The organism is Nocardioides aquaticus, assembly GCF_018459925.1.
In the GTDB taxonomy this organism is placed as follows: Bacteria; Actinomycetota; Actinomycetes; order Propionibacteriales; family Nocardioidaceae; genus Nocardioides; species Nocardioides aquaticus.
In genome coordinates, this window is record NZ_CP075371.1 from 3,665,717 (window position 1) to 3,683,620 (window position 17,904).

17 protein-coding genes are annotated in these 17,904 nt (G+C 64.9%); 7 read left to right on the forward strand and 10 right to left on the reverse strand.

Going from position 1 to position 17,904, the window contains the following annotated elements; translation table 11 throughout:
* Nucleotides 1–117 precede the first annotated feature (117 nt).
* A complete protein-coding gene (locus ENKNEFLB_RS17795; protein WP_214056589.1) occupies nucleotides 118–423 on the forward strand; it encodes a hypothetical protein in 306 nt (101 codons plus the stop codon).
* 691 nt (nucleotides 424–1,114) lie between these two features.
* On the opposite strand, the gene ENKNEFLB_RS17800 is transcribed toward ENKNEFLB_RS17795, so the two are convergent.
* The gene (locus tag ENKNEFLB_RS17800) at nucleotides 1,115–1,537 is read right to left on the reverse strand and encodes a PaaI family thioesterase (protein ID WP_214056590.1); all 423 of its coding nucleotides are present in this window, start codon (nucleotides 1,535–1,537) and stop codon (nucleotides 1,115–1,117) included.
* A gap of 322 nt (nucleotides 1,538–1,859) precedes the next feature.
* Between ENKNEFLB_RS17800 and ENKNEFLB_RS17805 the strand changes: the two genes are divergently transcribed.
* A complete protein-coding gene (locus tag ENKNEFLB_RS17805; RefSeq protein ID WP_214056591.1) occupies nucleotides 1,860–3,068 on the forward strand; it encodes a recombinase family protein in 1,209 nt (402 codons plus the stop codon).
* Nucleotides 3,069–3,792: 724 nt separating this feature from the next.
* On the opposite strand, the gene ENKNEFLB_RS17810 is transcribed toward ENKNEFLB_RS17805, so the two are convergent.
* The 3 genes from ENKNEFLB_RS17810 to ENKNEFLB_RS17820 form a co-directional block, all read right to left on the reverse strand.
* Nucleotides 3,793–5,087 (reverse strand): IS3 family transposase gene (locus ENKNEFLB_RS17810; protein ID WP_246535556.1). Its coding sequence is split into 2 segments (ribosomal slippage): nucleotides 3,793–4,808 and nucleotides 4,808–5,087, totalling 1,296 coding nucleotides; the frame shifts between segments, so codons are not numbered across the junction.
* Between the two features lie 369 nt (nucleotides 5,088–5,456).
* Nucleotides 5,457–6,299 (reverse strand): hypothetical protein, encoded by an 843-nt coding sequence (locus ENKNEFLB_RS17815; protein ID WP_214056592.1) that lies wholly within the window; start codon nucleotides 6,297–6,299, stop codon nucleotides 5,457–5,459.
* A gap of 103 nt (nucleotides 6,300–6,402) precedes the next feature.
* Nucleotides 6,403–8,028, reverse strand: a complete 1,626-nt coding sequence (locus ENKNEFLB_RS17820; RefSeq protein WP_214056593.1) for an AAA family ATPase — start codon at nucleotides 8,026–8,028, stop codon at nucleotides 6,403–6,405.
* Between the two features lie 264 nt (nucleotides 8,029–8,292).
* Here ENKNEFLB_RS17820 and ENKNEFLB_RS17825 point away from each other — a divergent pair, with 264 nt between their 5' ends.
* Nucleotides 8,293–9,270 (forward strand): AAA family ATPase, encoded by a 978-nt coding sequence (locus tag ENKNEFLB_RS17825; protein WP_214056594.1) that lies wholly within the window; start codon nucleotides 8,293–8,295, stop codon nucleotides 9,268–9,270.
* 274 nt (nucleotides 9,271–9,544) lie between these two features.
* Here ENKNEFLB_RS17825 and ENKNEFLB_RS17830 read toward each other — a convergent pair whose 3' ends face one another.
* On the reverse strand, nucleotides 9,545–9,772 hold the full coding sequence (locus tag ENKNEFLB_RS17830) for a helix-turn-helix domain-containing protein (RefSeq protein WP_214056595.1): 228 nt from the start codon (nucleotides 9,770–9,772) through the stop codon (nucleotides 9,545–9,547).
* Nucleotides 9,773–9,993: 221 nt separating this feature from the next.
* On the opposite strand from ENKNEFLB_RS17830, the gene ENKNEFLB_RS17835 reads away from it, so the two are divergent.
* The 4 genes from ENKNEFLB_RS17835 to ENKNEFLB_RS17850 all read left to right on the forward strand — a co-directional run bounded on the left by ENKNEFLB_RS17835 (nucleotide 9,994) and on the right by ENKNEFLB_RS17850 (nucleotide 13,093).
* Nucleotides 9,994–10,461: a hypothetical protein gene (locus ENKNEFLB_RS17835; RefSeq protein WP_214056596.1), complete on the forward strand. Its 468-nt coding sequence runs from the start codon at nucleotides 9,994–9,996 to the stop codon at nucleotides 10,459–10,461.
* Nucleotides 10,462–10,542: 81 nt separating this feature from the next.
* Entirely contained in the window at nucleotides 10,543–11,310 is a 768-nt protein-coding gene (locus ENKNEFLB_RS17840; protein ID WP_214056597.1) for a DUF6308 family protein, read from the forward strand.
* 127 nt (nucleotides 11,311–11,437) lie between these two features.
* Nucleotides 11,438–12,265, forward strand: a complete 828-nt coding sequence (locus ENKNEFLB_RS17845) for a hypothetical protein (RefSeq protein ID WP_214056598.1) — start codon at nucleotides 11,438–11,440, stop codon at nucleotides 12,263–12,265.
* Nucleotides 12,266–12,346: 81 nt separating this feature from the next.
* Nucleotides 12,347–13,093, forward strand: coding sequence for a hypothetical protein (locus ENKNEFLB_RS17850; RefSeq protein ID WP_214056599.1), 747 nt, complete (start codon nucleotides 12,347–12,349; stop codon nucleotides 13,091–13,093).
* Between the two features lie 103 nt (nucleotides 13,094–13,196).
* On the opposite strand, the gene ENKNEFLB_RS17855 is transcribed toward ENKNEFLB_RS17850, so the two are convergent.
* The 5 genes from ENKNEFLB_RS17855 to ENKNEFLB_RS17875 form a co-directional block, all read right to left on the reverse strand.
* The gene (locus tag ENKNEFLB_RS17855) at nucleotides 13,197–14,252 is read right to left on the reverse strand and encodes a DUF932 domain-containing protein (RefSeq protein ID WP_214056600.1); all 1,056 of its coding nucleotides are present in this window, start codon (nucleotides 14,250–14,252) and stop codon (nucleotides 13,197–13,199) included.
* 67 nt (nucleotides 14,253–14,319) lie between these two features.
* Nucleotides 14,320–14,475, reverse strand: coding sequence for a hypothetical protein (locus tag ENKNEFLB_RS17860; RefSeq protein WP_214056601.1), 156 nt, complete (start codon nucleotides 14,473–14,475; stop codon nucleotides 14,320–14,322).
* A gap of 188 nt (nucleotides 14,476–14,663) precedes the next feature.
* Nucleotides 14,664–15,701, reverse strand: a complete 1,038-nt coding sequence (locus ENKNEFLB_RS17865; protein ID WP_214056602.1) for a tyrosine-type recombinase/integrase — start codon at nucleotides 15,699–15,701, stop codon at nucleotides 14,664–14,666.
* Nucleotides 15,702–15,915: 214 nt separating this feature from the next.
* Nucleotides 15,916–16,998: a hypothetical protein gene (locus ENKNEFLB_RS17870; protein WP_214056603.1), complete on the reverse strand. Its 1,083-nt coding sequence runs from the start codon at nucleotides 16,996–16,998 to the stop codon at nucleotides 15,916–15,918.
* The gene (locus tag ENKNEFLB_RS17875; RefSeq protein WP_214056604.1) at nucleotides 16,995–17,816 is read right to left on the reverse strand and encodes a hypothetical protein; all 822 of its coding nucleotides are present in this window, start codon (nucleotides 17,814–17,816) and stop codon (nucleotides 16,995–16,997) included. Before ENKNEFLB_RS17875 ends, ENKNEFLB_RS17870 begins: the two co-directional genes overlap by 4 nt.
* Between the last annotated feature and the right edge of the window lie 88 nt (nucleotides 17,817–17,904).

Below are 17,904 nucleotides of genomic sequence, written 5' to 3' on the forward strand. Positions count from 1 at the left end.
ACAGTCCGGCGGCGTGGTGTGCGTGGGTCCATCATGACTGCGACACCGCCCGCATGAGAATCTCTTGTCAGCGCCTGTGATCCAGCCGGCCTCGGACTGATGCCCCACACTGACGCGGTGGACCCCTCGACAGCACTTGCCAACATCGTTTTGCCCGAGCTCGACGGCATCTTCCGGCCTGGGGAAGTCCACGCCATTGAGATCTGTGTAGCGACGCACGAGGGCGATGAGTTGGATCCCGTTCAAGATGTTCTGGAACTGACGCTGACGGTCGGGCCGGGTTCAGAGGCGTTCGGGACGGCGGTGTGGCAGTCGGTCGTGATGGCCCGGTGGACCACGACTCAGATGCGTTGGCGCTTGCGCAGCGACCTGGTCGACTTCGCTGCCGACAGATCGTTTGGGTGGGGCGAGGAGCGAGGCTGAAGCGGGGACGGCATCGAGTGGGTGGTGGTGTTCCCAACCCGCCCGGCTTGGCCGCGCGCACCTCACCGTGGTCGGACTCCTCGGGCGATGGGGTGTCCGCACTACCCTCGGGTCGGCGACGCCCAGCGCCTTCGGCCGGCGACCAGTGGCGGCTTGCCCGGGCCGGTTTGTGGCGCTGATACTTGTCGTGGGCACGGCGGCGTCATGCCTTGAGCCGCCGCGACCAACTCGCGACCCACGGACCGGGTTGGGCTGCCGACGATGCCGTGTCACCGCGACGCGGTGCCGTCACTGACCTCGGCGTTCATCGTGGGCGCCGGCGGCAGTGTGTGGTGCGTCCTCAGCTCCGACGGGTTGCGCGAGGCGGGCTCGGATGCCAATTGGCGCACCTCCGCGGCTCTACCCCGAGGGGCGACTGACCCAGACAAGGCAATCCCGTACTGGCACGCTCCGCAACGGACTCCCTCGGATGCTTGTAGGTCAGCGCCCGGCAAGACAGGACTCGCCCGAGCACCAGTTGAGGGTCGCCTTGCTATGGGAAGAGCGCCTTGCGCGTGCTGCCGCTTCGTCCAGCTCACCGGGCCAGCGGGCGCCTGACCTGCGCCGAATGAACATGCGGGTGGACCCGCGCCGATGGAGGGCCACTGCGTCATCCACGGGGTGGTCGCTGGCTGACCCATGCCGATGGTGGTCAGATGCGCATGACTGACTTGGTGACCTGTCCGATCGCTACGACCACGCCGTCCACGGTCGCCTCCGACTGCACAAAGGCGAGGTTGCGGCCACGCCGGACCACACGCCCAGTGACCTGAAGGATCGATCCCCTGGGCACAGCCTTGATCAGCGAGACCGACGCGTCGTGCGTGACCGCGCCCTCGCCTGAACCGAGCTCGGGCAGCAACGCTAGGTAACCTGCGACGTCGAGGAGTGCGGCGAGGATCCCGCCGTGCAACAGATCCGCGTTGTTGACCGCGGCGTCGGCGACCTCGATGCGCAGGCCGTGTTCAGGGTGCGCGGTATCGCGCAACCGCATCCCCAAGAACTGGTGGAACGGTACGTCGAGCACTCCTTGCACCCGGTCGGCGAGCAGGGCATCGGTCACGGCGTCCTTCATGACGGCCAGTTTCCCAGACACCGTTCGTCCTAAGCGGCGGGTCGGGGGGTCTGCTGCAAGAACTGGGGACAGTGATCGCAACAGAGTTGGCGGCGCCGGTCAGAAAAGCGCGCAATGCTGATCGCTCCGGTCAGGTGCAATGCCCTAGGTGAGTAAGCGCCGTCATGCGCATGATTGCGGATCTTGACCGCGCTGAACCCGCGCGAGATCCCCTCCAGCACCACGTGCAGGCGGTGCCCGTCGGGCAGCATGGCGTCGACGAACGGACGACTGATGTCGATCCGGCGACCCCATTGCTGTCTTAAGTATCTATACTGGATGCATGACCACAGCCGGTGTATACGTGCGGATCTCAGACGACCAGGCGGGCGACGCCCTGGGTGTAAAGCGCCAGGAGCAGGACTGCCGCAAGATCGCAGCTCTCCGTGACTGGGAGGTCTCCTCGGTCTACTCGGACAACGACGTGTCGGCCTACAAGAGGAGCGTGCGACGCCCTGCCTTCGAGCGGCTCCTGCAGGACCTAGAGAAGGGCGTCATCTCCGCTGTCGTGGTCTACGACCTGGACCGCTTCGCTCGTCAGCCTCGGGATCTGGAGAGGGCCATCGACCTGTTCGAGGGCAGCCACCTCAGGTTCGCCACGGTCCAGGGCGACATCGACCTCTCCTCCCCCGACGGTCGGACCATGGCCAGGGTGATGGTGGCCTTCGCGAACAAGAGCAGCGATGACACCTCGCGCCGCACGACGCGCAAGCACCTGGAGTTGGCACAGAAGGGGATGCCGGTCGGACCCCGCGCCTACGGGTGGCGCGCAGGGAAGATCACCATCGACCCCACCGAGGCCGCGATCATCCGCGATGGTGCTCGCCAGCTCATGGCTGGCATGTCCCTGGGGGCCGTCACCGACCAGTGGAACGAGAAGGGTTACAAGTCCTCCCTCGGGAACCGCTGGGTCCGCCAGACCGTTCGCCAGATGTACCTCAACCCCCGCCTGGCGGGCTACCGGGTCTATCGCGGGGAGATGCTCCGAGACGAGGCTGGAGAGCCTGTGATGGGCATGTGGGAGCCGATCCTGGACAACGACACCTGGACCGCCCTGGTGACTCGCATCGCCCCTCCTGAGACACGTCAGGGTTATCGCCCCGGAGGGCGGAAGTACCTCCTGAGTGGGTTGGTGCGGTGTGGCAACTGCGGCACCTCGATGCGGGGCCTGCGCAAGACCGACACCACCCACTCCTACTTCTGCCCTCCTGACAACCAGGGTGGATGCGGCAAGTCAGCCATCGCTGGACACCGGCTCGACGCGATGATCGAAACCCTGATCCTGAGCCACTCCGGAGACGAGCAAACCAACGTCAGCTCCGACTACGACCCGTCAGAGCTGGAGACGATCAACGCCCGCATCCAGGAGCTGATGGGCGCCTTCCAGGAGGGCTCACTGAGCGGGTCGGTGGTCTTCCCCACCGTGCAGTCACTGGAGGCTGAGGCACGCAGCCTGAGGGCCCAGCAGGCCGTTGCGGCAGTCCCCGGGTGACGAGTGCACCGGAGTCCTGGCCGGACCTGATGACCTCGCAGAAGCGCGAGATCGTCTCCACCTACCTGAGCGCAGTGATGGTCAGGCCGTCGCAGGCAAAGGGTGGCCCGTTCGATCCGGAGCGGGCCGAGGCGGTGTGGCGATGACTTGGGCGACACGCTCGCGCTGCTGCGGCGTGATCGAGGGAGCCGTGGAGAGCTGCCGCTCCACCCACGCCTGCTCCGCCTCGGTCAGTGCCACAGAACCTGTCTATGGCGAACAAATGTTCACTTCAAGCGACACGTAGAACGTCGAAAGGTTTACCTCCACAGCACATCTCGAGGCGAGGACTGACTTGCGCCGGGGGTTAGATTTCGGATGGGTAGTGAAGGCCATTCACCGTAGTGACACCTAGCGCCATGGGACCCAGCACAGGTAAGCGGCACCTCATCGAGGTGGAGCCGTTGTCCCGCTGGAGTCCTAGGAGCGCCACTCCAGCAGAGCCGGAGAGACAACCGGCCACGTCGAGGAGATCTCGACGGAGGCAACGGAAAGTGTCCGCGCGTGGTCCGGGGGAGAACCTCGGCTCGGTAACTCGACACCATGTAGGGATCAAGGGTCCGGCCAAGAAGCTTGGCACCGGCTTGTACCCCGTGTAGGTGTTGAAGGAGGTGCGAGACCTCCCCACTATTCAGGTGGCACCGGCCTCAGGCCCTGAATCGCCCCGGGTTTCGTGGAGGCTCGGTTACGTGGAACCAGCCCCGGTCGGGACGGGTAGCTGAGGGTAGTTCTGCGGCGTGATCTGGGACCAGTGGTTGGTCTCGAACTCGGCCGGCGGGACGAGTCCGATCTCGCCGTGCAGGCGTCGGTGGTTGAACCAGTCGACGTACTCGGCAACCGCGATCTCGATGTCGCCGACGCTCTTCCAGCCGCCCTTGGGGCGCATCACGGGGTTGCGGATGCACTCGGCCTTGAACAGCGAGTTCAGCGCCTCGGCCATCGCGTTGTCATACGAATCGCCGCGGCTGCCCACGGACGCGACGGCCTCTGCTTCGGCGAGCCGCTCGGTGTAGCGAATCGCTCGATATTGGACCCCGCGATCTGAGTGATGGATCAGCCCGGTGACGTCCTGGCCGGCGCGCTGGCGGGCCCACAGGCCCATATCGAGGGCATCGAGTGCCAGATCGGTACGCATCGAGGTCGAGACCTGCCAGCCCACGATCATCCTGCTGAAGACGTCCAGGACGAACGCGACGTAGGTCCATCCCGCGTGCGTGCGGACGTAGGTCAGGTCGGCCACCCACAGCTGATTCGGTCCGGTCGCTGCGAACTTCCGCTTCACCAGGTCCTCGGGCCGCTCGGTCTCCGCACCGTCGCCGAGCGTGGTCTTGCGGGTCTTCTCCCGAGGGATCCCGCGCAGGCCCTCGGCGCGCATCAGCCGCTCCACGGTGCACCGCGCCACCTTCACGCCCTCGCGGTTGAGCTCGGCGTGGATCTTCCTCGCACCGTAGACACCCAGGTTCGACCGGTGCGCGATCTTGATGTCGCCGACCAGCTCGGCATCGCGGACCGTGCGCGCCGAGGGCGGCCTGGTCCTGGCCGCGTAGTAGCTGTTTGGGGCGATCTGCACGCCGGCCTTCTTCAGCACAGCGCAGATCGGCTCGACCCCGACCGCGCGCCCATCGACCACGTCGTGTCGATGGGCCTCGAGGTAGGCCACTACCTGGTGGTGGGGCGGTCGAGCTCCGCCGCGAAGAAAGCCGAGGCTGTCCTCAGAATGTGGTTGGCCCGGCGGAGCTCGCGGTTCTCTCGCTCCAGCTCGGCCAAGCGCTGAGCATCCGTGGTCGTGGTGCCAGGACGAACGCCACCGTCGACCTCGGCCTGCCGGACCCAGTTGCGCAACGTCTCGGGGTGCATCCCGAGCTGCTCGGCAACCCGAGGGATCGCGCCCTGCCTCGTATCCGGATCCGACCGCAGTTCCACCGCCATCCTGGTGGCCCGCTCACGCAACTCGTCGGGGTACTTCCTGGGTGCTGCCATGACTCTCATCCTCCATCGGTTGAGAGCCTCCACCAGACCCGGGGCGATTCACCCTATGGAATGGGTAGGGGCGATGTGTGCCCACGTCTTCAGGTCACGACAGTTACGTGACGCTCGCGGTGACAGACCGATCGGAGCAGACTCAGACCTACCACCAGCGCCCAAGTCGTTACCCCGTGGATAGGTCGAGCCGCCGCACTGAGGTCGTGGCACTGAGCGGACTCGGACCCGTGAAGCGCCCCATCTGCCACACCATTCTGATTCCTCGCCGACTGCTAGTGAACACTGCTTGGTTGCCAGCACTTGAGCGCAACCCAGGGCAGGCAACACAACTGTTGAACTCAACCTCAGCGCAACTGCCATGAACCATCAATTCGTGATGGCGTCCTTCACGAGGTAATCAAACTCCTTGCGCCCATGGCGTCCCAGGTCGGTCGACGGGTGGAGGTCGACCTCCTCCGCAATCCGTGGGCGTTCAAAGGAGGCCATTCCGTTGTGCAAGTCGAATCCCACCCAATCATCGAAGACGATGCGGCGGCCATGCTTGAAGGTCCCGGGGACGAGGTGCAAGGTCAACTCCGTACCGGTGCCCTGCGCGGTGAACCAGCGGGATATCGTCGCCACCACTTCGTCGAGACTGCCGCCGGGCAGTGTTCGTATGGTGTCGGCGGAGCAAGCCAAGTGGACACTCTTCACTCGGGTGTTGGCAACCCGAGTCAAGAACCATTGTGGTCCTACTTGGTAAGTCTTGGCTGGTTCTCTTACCAACGCCGCATAAAGGTTCTTCGCCGCGTATCCGTCGGTGATGCAAACGGTGCTGCTGTGCTTCGCTATCGGGTTGAAGACTTCCCGCCAGATGTCCTCCCGGCGTTCCCCCGCCGCCGCGTGTCGCTCCCATCGGTCCGATAAGTCGTTGACAGCGCGTGAATTGAGTGCGTCGCGGAAGGTGGCGAACTCGGGCCCCAAGTCCCCTTCGAGTTCACTGAGGGCATCAGCACGGTAGTCGGCTAGGAGGACCAGGTCGACGAGATCGCGCCAGGTCGCCAGGTCGGTCAGGTCGTTGATCTGGTCGAGCGCGGTGACCTGACGGGGGAGGCATTGAGCTCGCTGTGACCCCGCCAGGAACATGAGGGCAAGGCGAAGTTCGTGAGGTCCATGGGTGAGACCTTGGATGAAGGCGGCCTGCGCTGCAGGGGACTCGTACATCAGCACGCATCGTTCTCGTAGGTAGCGCAAGAACATAGGGCCTGGCGCTCTTCCACCCAGGTCCTGGGACGCTTCGGGATCAATGCCCAGGCGTAACAGCATGACCGCCTCAAGCCTCGGGGCGCGGGTCGAGGATGGCGACCAGGTCGTCCATACGGTCGTCGAAGAAGCCGCCGGGCCACTCGTAGTCAAGCTGTCCGTTCGCGCCGATCCTGACCTCCTCGACCTCGGAACTTCGGCCGTGACGCACGACATGGGCTACCGCGACATCGTCGTGGCGAATCCGGCCCTCGGCGATACGTCGTTGCAGGCGCAGCAAGATTGGCTCGCTGTGGGTCTCGACGACAAGGACGTTGCCATAATCCTCCGTACTGGTGATGAACAGGTCGCCCAGAACCGACTGCAGGCGCGGATGTAGGTGGGCCTCTGGTTCTTCGATCAGGATGGTCTTCTCACTGCTTCCCAGCAGCTGCACGATGATCGGCAAGATCTGGCTGACCCCGAACCCGACATCGCGGAGCTGGACTCGTTCGCCGCCCTCGCTCCGATGCCGAAGGACGACCTCGAAGCTGTCGTCGCCGTCATAGTCGCCGTAGCAATCGACCTCGATCTTGTAGGGGATCTCGAACCGCAGCAGCCACTCGTTGACGTCAGTCACGAGGTCGTCGTCATCGAACAATCGGATCAAGTACGGCGCGTTCTCCCGCGCCACCGAGACCAAGATGTCGCGTTGCGGCACAGCCCGCGTCGGACCGATGTGCTCGACCGTGTCGAACATTTCCGCGGCCCCTGCGAGCACCTGTCGCGCCATGGACAGGGTCTCGTTCTGCGGTCCTGTCAGCCCGCCGCTGCCAGACGCGACGGCGACATTCCCCTCCGCCAGGTCGGGAAAACCCTCGGGCCCCGACGAGGTGAGCAGCAAGGGGTCGTGAACTGGGAGGGAGGTGGCGTTGGGCTCGTCCGGCGCAAAACGCGCGACCGCCCAATCGCACATACCAGGAGACGTAGTTGGATCGATACGCTGCAACCCGACGACAATGCCGGGAGCTTCGCACAAGATTCTCGCGATGTCGTGGTCCGGGTTGAAGACGTGTTCCGGTGGTCCGGCAGGGACAACGAACGTGACAGACCAGTACCGATCGGAGTCCCGCTCACCCCACTCCGCGGTCAGTCGGATGTCGCGCTCGAGATCGTGACGGTGGACGACATGCTCGTACCACCCGAAGGACGGGTCCCCTGCCTCAAAACGAAGGTATCCGTATCCCCACGACCGCTTCATCAAGAGGAGGGCTTGAAAGATCGAGGACTTGCCTGTCGAGTTCTCGCCGTAGACGAGGGTGATCCCGGCAAGCGGGACCTCAGTCTCCTCGAAAACCTTCCAGTTCCTGACTGCAACTGTCTGAACGCGGTGAGGGGTCCGCACCCGCGCCTCCATCGGGGTGGACGCGAGTGACCACCGTGGCGGTACCGCTCCGTCGTGCCGGAAGAGCTCGTTCTGGTACAGGACGTAGTTAACCGCGGTCTTGTCGAGCGCCAGGTCCTCAGCCCGCGCCATGCGCACGAGTTCCCGCGCTGTGAGGCGAGCATCGTTGCCGAGCAATCTGTGCAACGTGTCTATCAAGCCCATGGCGGGGAGGCTAGTCGGAACGAGACAGCGGGGCCGGAGAACCAGCAACCGGTGCCAGGAGGCGACAACATCGTCCACCCGCAGGGTGCTCGGGGCCGCCTCGCGCACCAACGCAGTCTTAACGGGCCATAGGGTCTCCCTTGCTGCCTACCGGAGCCCGTCCGAGTTCTTGGGTGTCAAGTAGTTTCGGCACGTGTCCTGCACCTCATCCCCCGAAGAAGGCGTCGGCGTGCACCTTCCAGCGTAAGACCCGTCGCCTCGCACGGAGGCGGTGTTGGTTAGCTTGCGCTGGGGAGTGCACACATGTCGGTCGAGATCGAAGCGCCGCGCCCTGCGACACGATTGAGGATCACCCGGACTAGCTGGGAACCGGTGGACCTGTCCGAGGTGCTTGCCGGGGACTACGTCCCCCTCATGCCATCCGTCGGCGCGACCGACGACGGCAACAGGCTGCTCTATGCCGGGAAGACCCACTCACTGGCGAGTGAGCCGGAGGCAGGGAAGACCTGGCTGGCGTTGCACTGGGCCTCCCAGCAGTTGCGAGAGGACCAGGTGGTCGTCTACATCGACTACGAGGACAGTGCTGACACCGTTGCGGGTCGTCTCCGGGCGCTCGGCGTAGACAAGAACCTGATCCAGCAGAAGTTCTTGTACATCCGCCCTGAGACCGCAATCCGGAAGCCAGACCGTGACCGCCTGGTGGCCCGGCTCATCGATACGCGTGCGACGCTCGTCATCCTCGACGGAGTGACCGAGGCGCTCACCACCGAGGGGAAGAACCTGGTCGACAACACTGATGTGGCCGAGTTCTTCAACTCGCTGCCCACGCCGTTGGCGCACGCTGGTCCGGCCGTCCTGCTGCTCGACCATGTCGTCAAGAGTGCCCAGGATCAGGGACGGTACGGCATCGGTGCGCAGCACAAGCTGGCCGCGGTCTCGGGGGCAGCCTTCAAGATGGACAGCGTCACGCCCCCCTCAGTCGGAGGGGTCGGCCGATCGAGGTTGCGCGTGACGAAGGACCGACCTGGTCAGGTGAGACCCCACATCCTCGACGAGGGCACGGGTCTGCTCGCGGAGATGATCCTGACAAGCGCGTCGGCCTCGGAGGTCGCAATCTCCCTAACCACGACCCCTGGGGTAGTCGCTCGCACGACTAGGGACCACCAGATGGAGGCCAGGGTGTTGGTTGCCCTCAGGCGGCCGGAACAGCGCCTGGCTACGAAAAGCGCCGTGAAGGCCGCGGTAACCGGGAACGCGCAGCAGGTAGGCCACGCGCTGAACCGGTTGCTCGAAACCGGGCAGGTCGAGGTCCTGAGCGGCTTCTACACGGCGGTTGCACCCGAGGCCTGACCAAGCGTTCCCGTTCCGCCCTACGGGCGGTAGAACGGAAGAACCAAAACGCGTCCCCTATATAGGTAGGGGGAGCAGTGGATGTAGCGACGTGGACGGCGGGGCACGGTTGACCTCGAACCGATGGTGGTTGAGACCACCGTGTTCCGTTTCCACCCGGAACCTGGAGAGGGAAGTCGAAGTGCGGCCCTGGTACCACTCCCACCACCGAGCCTGAGGCCGCCGTGCGAGCCCAGCCCTCCGTGATCGGAGACCACATCCGATACCTCAGCCCTCAGTGCTCAGGACCCTCCGCCAGCAACAGCGCGACGGGGTCACACCCGAGCACCTGAGCCAGCCGCTCGAGGCTGCGCAGCGACAGGTTCCGCTCACCGCGCTCGAGTGCGCCCAGGTAGGTGCGGTGGACCCCGACGACCTCGGCGAAGGCTTCCTGGGAGATGGAGAGACGCTCGCGATGCCGTCGGAGGTTTACCCCGACAAGTCGCTGCAGATCTCCTTCCATGGCCCGTCGAGAATCCCGGGACGCTACCTTTAGGTCTACATACTTATAAGTAGCGGCGGGACGGGTCCGCCGCGTCCATGGGGGCAATCGTGAGCGAAGACCGACCGGCAGCGGAGCACGAGTTGGACGATGCGGACCAGGTCGCACCAGGGGGCCAGCGGGCGGGCGCGCCTCCTGGAAATGAGCAGGTCAGCACCGGGGCACGTCGTTGGACTCCGCGGATGCTCGCTGTCGGCGCTGCCGTGCTCCTTCTGACCGTGATCGTGCTTGCCGTGGGTATCACCGCCGCCGTCGTCGGTGGGGACAGCAGCGACAGCACCGACGAGGCCGCACCCGAAGGCGGAGTCGCATCCGGCAGCGTGACCATCCTCGGCGGCGGTTACACCACCAATGACCCTTGCTACGGAACCTCCTACAGCAGCGACGTGATCTCCTACGACAACTCCAACTTCACAGGCGGCACCCCGGTCAGGGTCCTGGATGCCGACGGCACCGTCCTGGGGTCCAGCATCTTGCTGCCGGGTGACTACGACAGCCAGATCGCCTACGGCGACGGAGGCTGTCGCCTGGACTTCGTGGTGCCGCTCGACGACACCAGTGAGCGCTACCAGCTGGTCATCGGGACGGCACCCGAGTTCGACTTCACTGATCTCGACCAGCTCGACCTCCGGGTGGGTGGTGGCTCATGACCCGACCCGCCGAGGCTGATCACCACAGCGCGACCTGAATGCATCGGTCGACTGTCGCCGGGCCCGTCTAGGGTCCGACCCATGGACTTGCGGGGCAACTATGCCGATGGCCGATCCTTCGACCTACCCAAGGGGTGGGCACCGGTGGAGGCTCCGCTGCTCGACCTGGCCCGGACCCAGGCCCTGACCGCCCTCGGCGCAACCGGTAGCGCTGAGATGGCTGCTGCGACGGCACGCGTCGGTGCCTACTACGACCCCGCCGGGGACTACGCCGGAGTTCTCTTTCAGGGCGTCGAGCCCAACGACCCGGTCACGATCGGCGCATCGGACCTCTGGGCGGTGTCTACGCTCAGCATGAAGGTGCCCGCGACCATGGGGCGGCGTCTGATCGGGTCCGGGTCGCACGCGACCCACGTCGTGCGGCAGTTGCAGCGGCTCCCCGTCGACTTGCCGATCACCGACCTTGAAGCCGGAGTGCTGGACTCCATGGCCGAGCTGCAGCACACCCTCCGCTCGGTGATGTCGACCGAGACGACGGCCTCGAACCAGTGGGTGTTCGCTGCAAAGATGTGCGCACGCAAACGGCCGCTGCTGTTCCCGGTCCGCGACTCCGTGGTCTGTGGCTACCTCAGCGGCTGGCGGCCGATGGGCGGTGGCGAAGGCCAACTCGGACAGTTCTCGCGCGACATCCAGGTGTTCGCCTTCCTGATGACCTGCCCCCAAGTCACCTCGGCCATCTCCCACCTGCGATCAACCCTGGCCGACAGCACCCCGAACACGCTGGATGCGTCTGACTTGAGGCTGCTCGACGTAGCGCTGTGGATGGCAGGAAAGGCAGAGCCCAAGTGAGGCAGGACGCACGCACCACGGCTCGTTGCGAGGTACCGCATGTCGGGTAAAGACAGCTCGCCGCATCGTGGCTGGACAACCTGGACTGCCTGGTCTCGGAACGCTGTTGGCGCGGTAGTGATCCCCGATGTGTGATCCGCAGCTGTTTCGTTCGTTGGCTACGCCGTTCGTCCGTGGCCTGGCAGACAAGGCCCAGGCGATCAAGGTCAGCGACCTCACGAAGCATCAGCGGGCCAGGTTGCGCGAGTCCATGACGGTAGACATCCGCAAGCTTGGGGACCTGTGCGTCCCAGACGCACGGTGCCCGATGCTCAGCGAGCAGGCCGCACGCACTGCTGAGGAGCGCGGAATCGACTTACGCGAACAGACCTGGCAGACACAAACGAAGTTCGATCCGGGTCGACTGATCTTCCACTATGAGCACTATGTTCCGGTCACCAACATCGTCACCGCCGTGCTTCGCTGCAGTGGTTCGATGGAGGTCCTGAACACCCTGCACGAGCGGCTACAGGTCGCGTGGATCTTGAAGACCGAGGACCGCGAGCTCACTCGCCTCGGTTACAAGCAACACCGAGACGACCCTGCAGGCGCCTACGCGGAAGCGGCGATATCGCTGGTCGCCTCGCACCCGATCACTCCTGAGAAGTTCGCGAGCTCGGACGGCGTGGCACCTCCCCCCAATTTAATGGACCTTGTCTGGTGGACCGAGCAGGCGCTGCAAGAGGAGATCAACGAGAGCCGTCAGCACCACGAACTCGACTGCTCGGTGACAAGCGACAGCCACCTCTGCAGTTGCGAACTTCCTCGCCGCCGGGTCGAGGAAGTGACGGCGAGAATGCGGCTAGTGAGCAGGTTGATCAAGCACGACGATCCGGTGGCACTGTCGATTGCATGCCAGTTGTTTGCCTTCCCCCATCGGCACCGGGCCGGTTATCAAGCGGCTTGGAGACCCTGACCCGGCCGCAGCGGTGGCGACACCCCCACCGGCGCTCATCTTGAGCCAGTTCAACGCACCCATGACACCTAGGAGAACGAAGTGAGCATTCCGCTGGACCTTCCGTCGTGGGAGATCGCGACCTCACTTGAGACCGCGCACTGCTTACCGAGTGACATGAGTTCGACCGACGCCCGCAGCTTGCTCGGCTCGCTGAGCTTCGACCAGGCGCCTGTGATACGTGACGGTCGCGTCACCGGGTGGGTACGAACGGCGCACCTCGTCAGCCGGGGTCTGGTCGGCGCGAGAATCACAGAACTCGATCGATGCACGATTCTTGCTCGCGACACTCCCGTCAGCGACACGATCAAGGCGGTCGCACGGGACCACCTCGTCTTCCTGGCTGGTCCCGGCGGCATCAGCGAGTTCGTGGTGCCCTCGGACCTCGACCGTCACGCGGTCCGCTGTTACCTGTACGTCCTGGTGTCCGAGCTGGAGATGCGGATGGCCGACTCGATCGATGCAGCCCTCCCACCCGAGGACCTCATCGCAGCACTCAAGGGCGGCGAACGGAAGCGCTACAACGAGGCGGTGGATGCCGGAGTCGAGACACGGGTCGTCGACTATCTCAACTTCTCGGCCTACAAGACGCTCGCACCCCGGGTACCGCAGATCGTCGAGGCCTTCCCGGGAGACCCGGACCAGCTCAGCGTGCAACTCGAGCACCTGAGGGTTCTACGCAATCACGTTGCGCACCCCACCAAGCCGATGGCGCTGGTCTTCGGACCCCCAGAGTTGGCACGGCTGACCCAGTTGGGCGAGGACTTCGTTAGCGCCATCCGGCGCTGAGCGGACTCCGGGGAGGGAGCGCCCGCTTGATGCCCTCGTAAAGGCGACCAGTCACAGACGGACCTCCAGGGAGGCAGCCGAAGTGGCTGCCTCCCCGGCCCCATCAGACGAGAACGCGGCGAAGCGTCTCGAGTGCGATCCTGTCGGTCTTGGCGAAGTCGCCGGTGACGGCGCGGAGCATGTTCCGTTCCGGCCTGGTGGTCCCTCTAACGGTGCCCTCGTGGTGCTCCCACGTGTTGACGGCCTGAACGACGCCGTGCGCCGTTCCCGCCCAGGGTGCGACGCGCTGGTCGTGGCGGTAGAGCCGGTTCAACGCGTCGCGCTTCTTGTCGGCCAGGGTGAGCGTCTTCCCGGCGAGGTGCACCCCGTCCCTGATCCGGGGGACGTAGGTGTCGAGGAACTTGTTCCACGACACGTCCGGGACCGGAGTCGCGCAGAGGGCCTGGACCTCGCGGGCGAAGTCGTCGGCGATCGTGTGCACCAGGGCAAGGGCGTCGCGGGCTGCACCGAGCTGGGCGTGGGAGTAGCGGGAGTGGCGAACCTTGAAAGTCTCCCCCGTCTCCCCCAGTGCGGCTTCTCGGGTGTTGTCGCACACCACGTCGGTCACGGTCCGCTTGAACGTGGTCGCGATCGATCCGTCGAAACTGGTGGTGGCCAGCAGGTTGGGCCGGAACACGACGCCCTCGGGGGTGGTGATCGAATCCGGCACCGAGACCTCGACCCAGGCCACCGCTCCCCCGCGCAGCAGGCCAGCGGAGGAGATGGCGAGGTCGTCATCGAGGATGTCGGCGACCGTGTTCACCAGCCACTGGCGGTACTGGTGCATCTGGTAACCGGGGGTGAAGATTCCCATCAGGTGCTCGGTGTCATCGCGGCAGATGGCCTGCCTGTCCTCGATCACCTTCCACCGCATCGGGACACCGTCGGCTGAAAGGTGGGTCATGGTGGTGATGTCTGCGGCGATCTCCACCCCAACGCGACGAGACGCGGCGTTCCAGTGGAACAGTCGCCTCTCCACGTCGGCCACTGGGACGGGGCCGGTGTAGTGGTTCGGTTCTGCGCCCTGGTGCTCGGCGCGGTAGTGCCAGGCGGTACCCCGCTGGTCGGTGTTCCCGATCAGCGTGTGCAGGTTCAAGTGCTCGATGGTTTCTCTGGACATGATGGTTCCTTCCATGAAATGCAAGAAGCCGCCAGCGGTTGCTGGCGGCTTGGGGTGAAGTACGTGTTCAGTGGTGGGTGTCCGGCATTGGTGGGGAGAAGATCCGCTGCAGGGCGATGTAGGCCCGCACGAGCTCACGGATCGCATAGCGGCACTGGTAGGAGCCACCGATCAGGTCGACAGCTGCGATCACCACAGCAGCGAACGCCTCGGCGTAATCCATCTCCTCCGCGAGGCGTCTGCGGTGCCTCTCCCACCAGGTCCTCAGCTTGTCGAGGTAGACGTGGAGGTGCCGCGCGATCGCAATAGCGACAGGCCGTAGACGGTGCATATGAACTCCTTCTGGCATGACGAAGCCCGGTCGCAGGGTGCAGACCGGGCGGACTTGGAGGATGACGCGGGAATGCTGGATCAGGGGTGGTAGATCGTTCGGGCCAGCCGCTCGGCAGAGCTCTTCGCGACTTCCGGTGAGACGTGGCTGTACACGTCGGCGGTGATGGTGATCGAGGAGTGCCCCAGGCGTCGGCTGACCTCCACCAGCGACTCCCCCGACGCCAGCCCGACCGATGCCGAGGTGTGACGCAGGTCGTGGAGCCGGATGGGACGCAGGTTGTGATGGGCGATCAGCCTGGAGAAGAGCCTGGACACGTAGGCCGGGTCGAGGGGCTCGCCCCGCTCTGTGGTGAACACCTGGGTCGGTGGTGGAACTCGCTCGTCGCTGGCGCGCAGAACGCTAAGTCGCTGGCGGCACTGGTGCCACTGCAGCCTCCGGGCCGTCTCCTCGTCGATGGCAACAACCCGTTGTCCTGAAGACGACTTGGGTGGTCCGATCACCGTTCTCCCTCCGACCCGCACGGAGGTCTGCTCGACCCGGAGAAGACCGGCGTTGAGATCGAGGTCGGACCAGCGCAACGCGACAGCCTCCCCCCGACGAAGACCGACGAGCCCGAGGAGGACAAACATCATGTTCATGGGGTCGGCAGTGGTGAGGGTCAGGAACCGTCCGAGCTCCTCGGCTGTCCAGGCGTTCATCGTTGGTCGAGGTGTACGTGGCAGTTCCACCGTCGCGGCCGGGTTGCGCTCGATCAGGCCACGGCGCACGGCGGTGTTCATTGCAGACATCAGAGTCGCGTGGACACGTCGCAGCGTCGACACCGTGATTGGCCGTCCGCGGGTGCCTTCCAGCATCGCCAGCTCGCGATACATCCGCTCCACGTGCAGCGGCCGCAGCGCCGTGAGCGGCAGGTTGCCCAGGTACGGGACCAAGTAACGCCGGATATGGATCTCGTACGAGGTGTGGGTCGAGGGGCGGAGGGACTGCTTGCCCCACAACCAGTTCTCGAGGTACGTCTCGACCGTCTCCTCGCCCACGTCATCGACCGTGATGTCCTGGACGGTGGCTCCATGGGCGATGTGCAGGTGGCGGGTCTGTGCTCGTTCTCGGTTCATGTGGACCTCCTTGAAACGCACGAAAGCCCGCTGCCGACTCGGAAGTCGGACAACGGGCTGAGAGGATCGACCGGCGAATACCGTTCGATGAGATCACCTAGAGCGCCGATGATGGGCAGACGTGTCCTAAGTGATACCTCTATTGTCCCACAATAAACTAGACAACGGAATACAAGTGAAGCAAGCGGTTGCCGGGTCGATAAGGCACAAACCTTTACTCGTGGCTCAGATAGAGGTTAGCGATATTGACGAGTTCAATCTGGAGCCGGTCCCAGTTGGCCACGGCGTCCTCGGTCGGCATCGACGGGGTGGTCAGCGTCAGCCTCTTGGTCGTGGAGGCGCTCATCGCCGCGTAAGCGGCCTCGGCTGCGTCGACCCACCCGCGCTCGCGGAGCGGTTGGAGGGGCACATCGAGGCTGTCCCACTGCGCGAGGTAGACCGTGGCCAGCGAACTGCTGCCAGGCGTTTTGAGATGGGAACCGCTAGCGGTGTGGTCCACGAGAAGTCCCAGGTGGTCCGCGAGCTGGTCGAGTAGCTCGATGGCGCGCAGCGTGGCAGGTGCAGACGCCGCGAGGCCGGTCTCCCGGTCGACCCGGCGACGAGGGGTGCCCTTCGTGCTGGCGGCTGCGGTGCGTCCGTAGACGCTGGGGACGATGACCGTTCCCTCGTGGCCCACGGCGCGGTAGCGCTTGACCTCGACCGCGAAGACCTCGGCCGGGCTCATCTGCTCGTTGAGGAACTCGGTAATCCGCATGAGCTCATCGGGGATCACGTCCGCGACGAAGACCATCCTGATCCGCCCCGACCTCAGGTTGTCCCCCACGCTGGCGAAGAACTCCTCAAGCGTGATGCCCCTGTTCTCTGTCAGCGCCGCGAGAGCCTCAGTCGGGTCACCTCCGAGCCCGAACTGGGTCGCCTCGAAGGCAGCGCGCAAGCCCTCGACCGGCCAGTACCGGACGCCGTTAGCGGCGTAGTCGAGCATCTGACCAACGACCTCGCGTCGGATACGTGTGTCGGTAGACCGCTTGACCTCCACCAGCGTTGGGACGGCGTCCTGGTCCACGAACAGATGGTCCACGCTCCATCGCGATCCCGCATCGTCGCGGTCCGGGACACCCTGTTCCCGCTTCACCAGTGCCCACCGGCGGGGGGCCTCGGGCGTCATCTGACCACCGGCGAGGAGGTCAGGGTGGGTCTCGAGGAGTTGCTGAAGGATGTCTTCTGCCTCGTAGGGCGTGACCGTCATCGCGACAAGCTTCTGGTCGGGCCCGATGTGGAAGAGACCGTCACTGCTCATGCGCCTGCTCCTCGGTCCTTGGCCCACCACAAGAAGTCCGCGGCGTGCTGCTGATGGGCGAACCCCTCGCCGACCAGTTCGCTGAGTAGGTCGTTGCTCCACACGATCAGACGCCCAATGGTCATGGCCACCCGATCCGCGGCCGGGAGGTCGAGGCCGTAGACGGCCTTCGCCATGATCCGCTTCTGGTCATAGGTCACGATCGTCATGTACTTGTCCGGGTAGACCACGCACAGCGTCTTCGTCAGCAGTGCCTCCTTGAAACCCGGCATCGTGAACGGCACGGTCCCCTTGATCAGTTGGGTGAGCCGGTCCTCAAGGCTTTGGGGACGTGTGCCGCGCAGCAGATGTGCGACGACCTGCCGCAGGAGCGCAGCACCTGCTTCCTCTCCCATCTCGTTCCAGGCGTTGTTAAAGCTCGTCATGAATCCGACGTAGACCCCGGTCGGGTCGTTGGCGAACCGTTTGAGGTCCTCCGGTGGTGCTGTCGGCAATGCCTGCTCAGAGAAGAGGAGTTGGTACTTGCTCCAGAACGGCGCGACCCTCGGGTCCGGTTCCGGGCGCTCCTCGCCGAGATACTGCGCCTTCAGCATCTCGGCTCGGAGCCTTGCTTCCGGGTGCACGTCCCCAGCCGTGGGGAACCTCGACCTGGCGACTGCGAGGGAGGTACCGGCAGGTCTGCGCTCGGCGACCGGGTCGCCGTGGTCCCACTGGTAGTCACAGTCGCGGCACTCGACCCGTCGCCGACCGTCGGCGAGTTTTTCCACGAGGTGAACCTCGTCATCGCCGGTACACAGCGGACACATCACCAGGCTCATCGCGACCCCGTCACTATCTCGGCTCGAGAACAACGTTGGGGGCTGCGATGTCCCATACCCGTCTCGCTCTTCTCCAGTGGACTCTGCG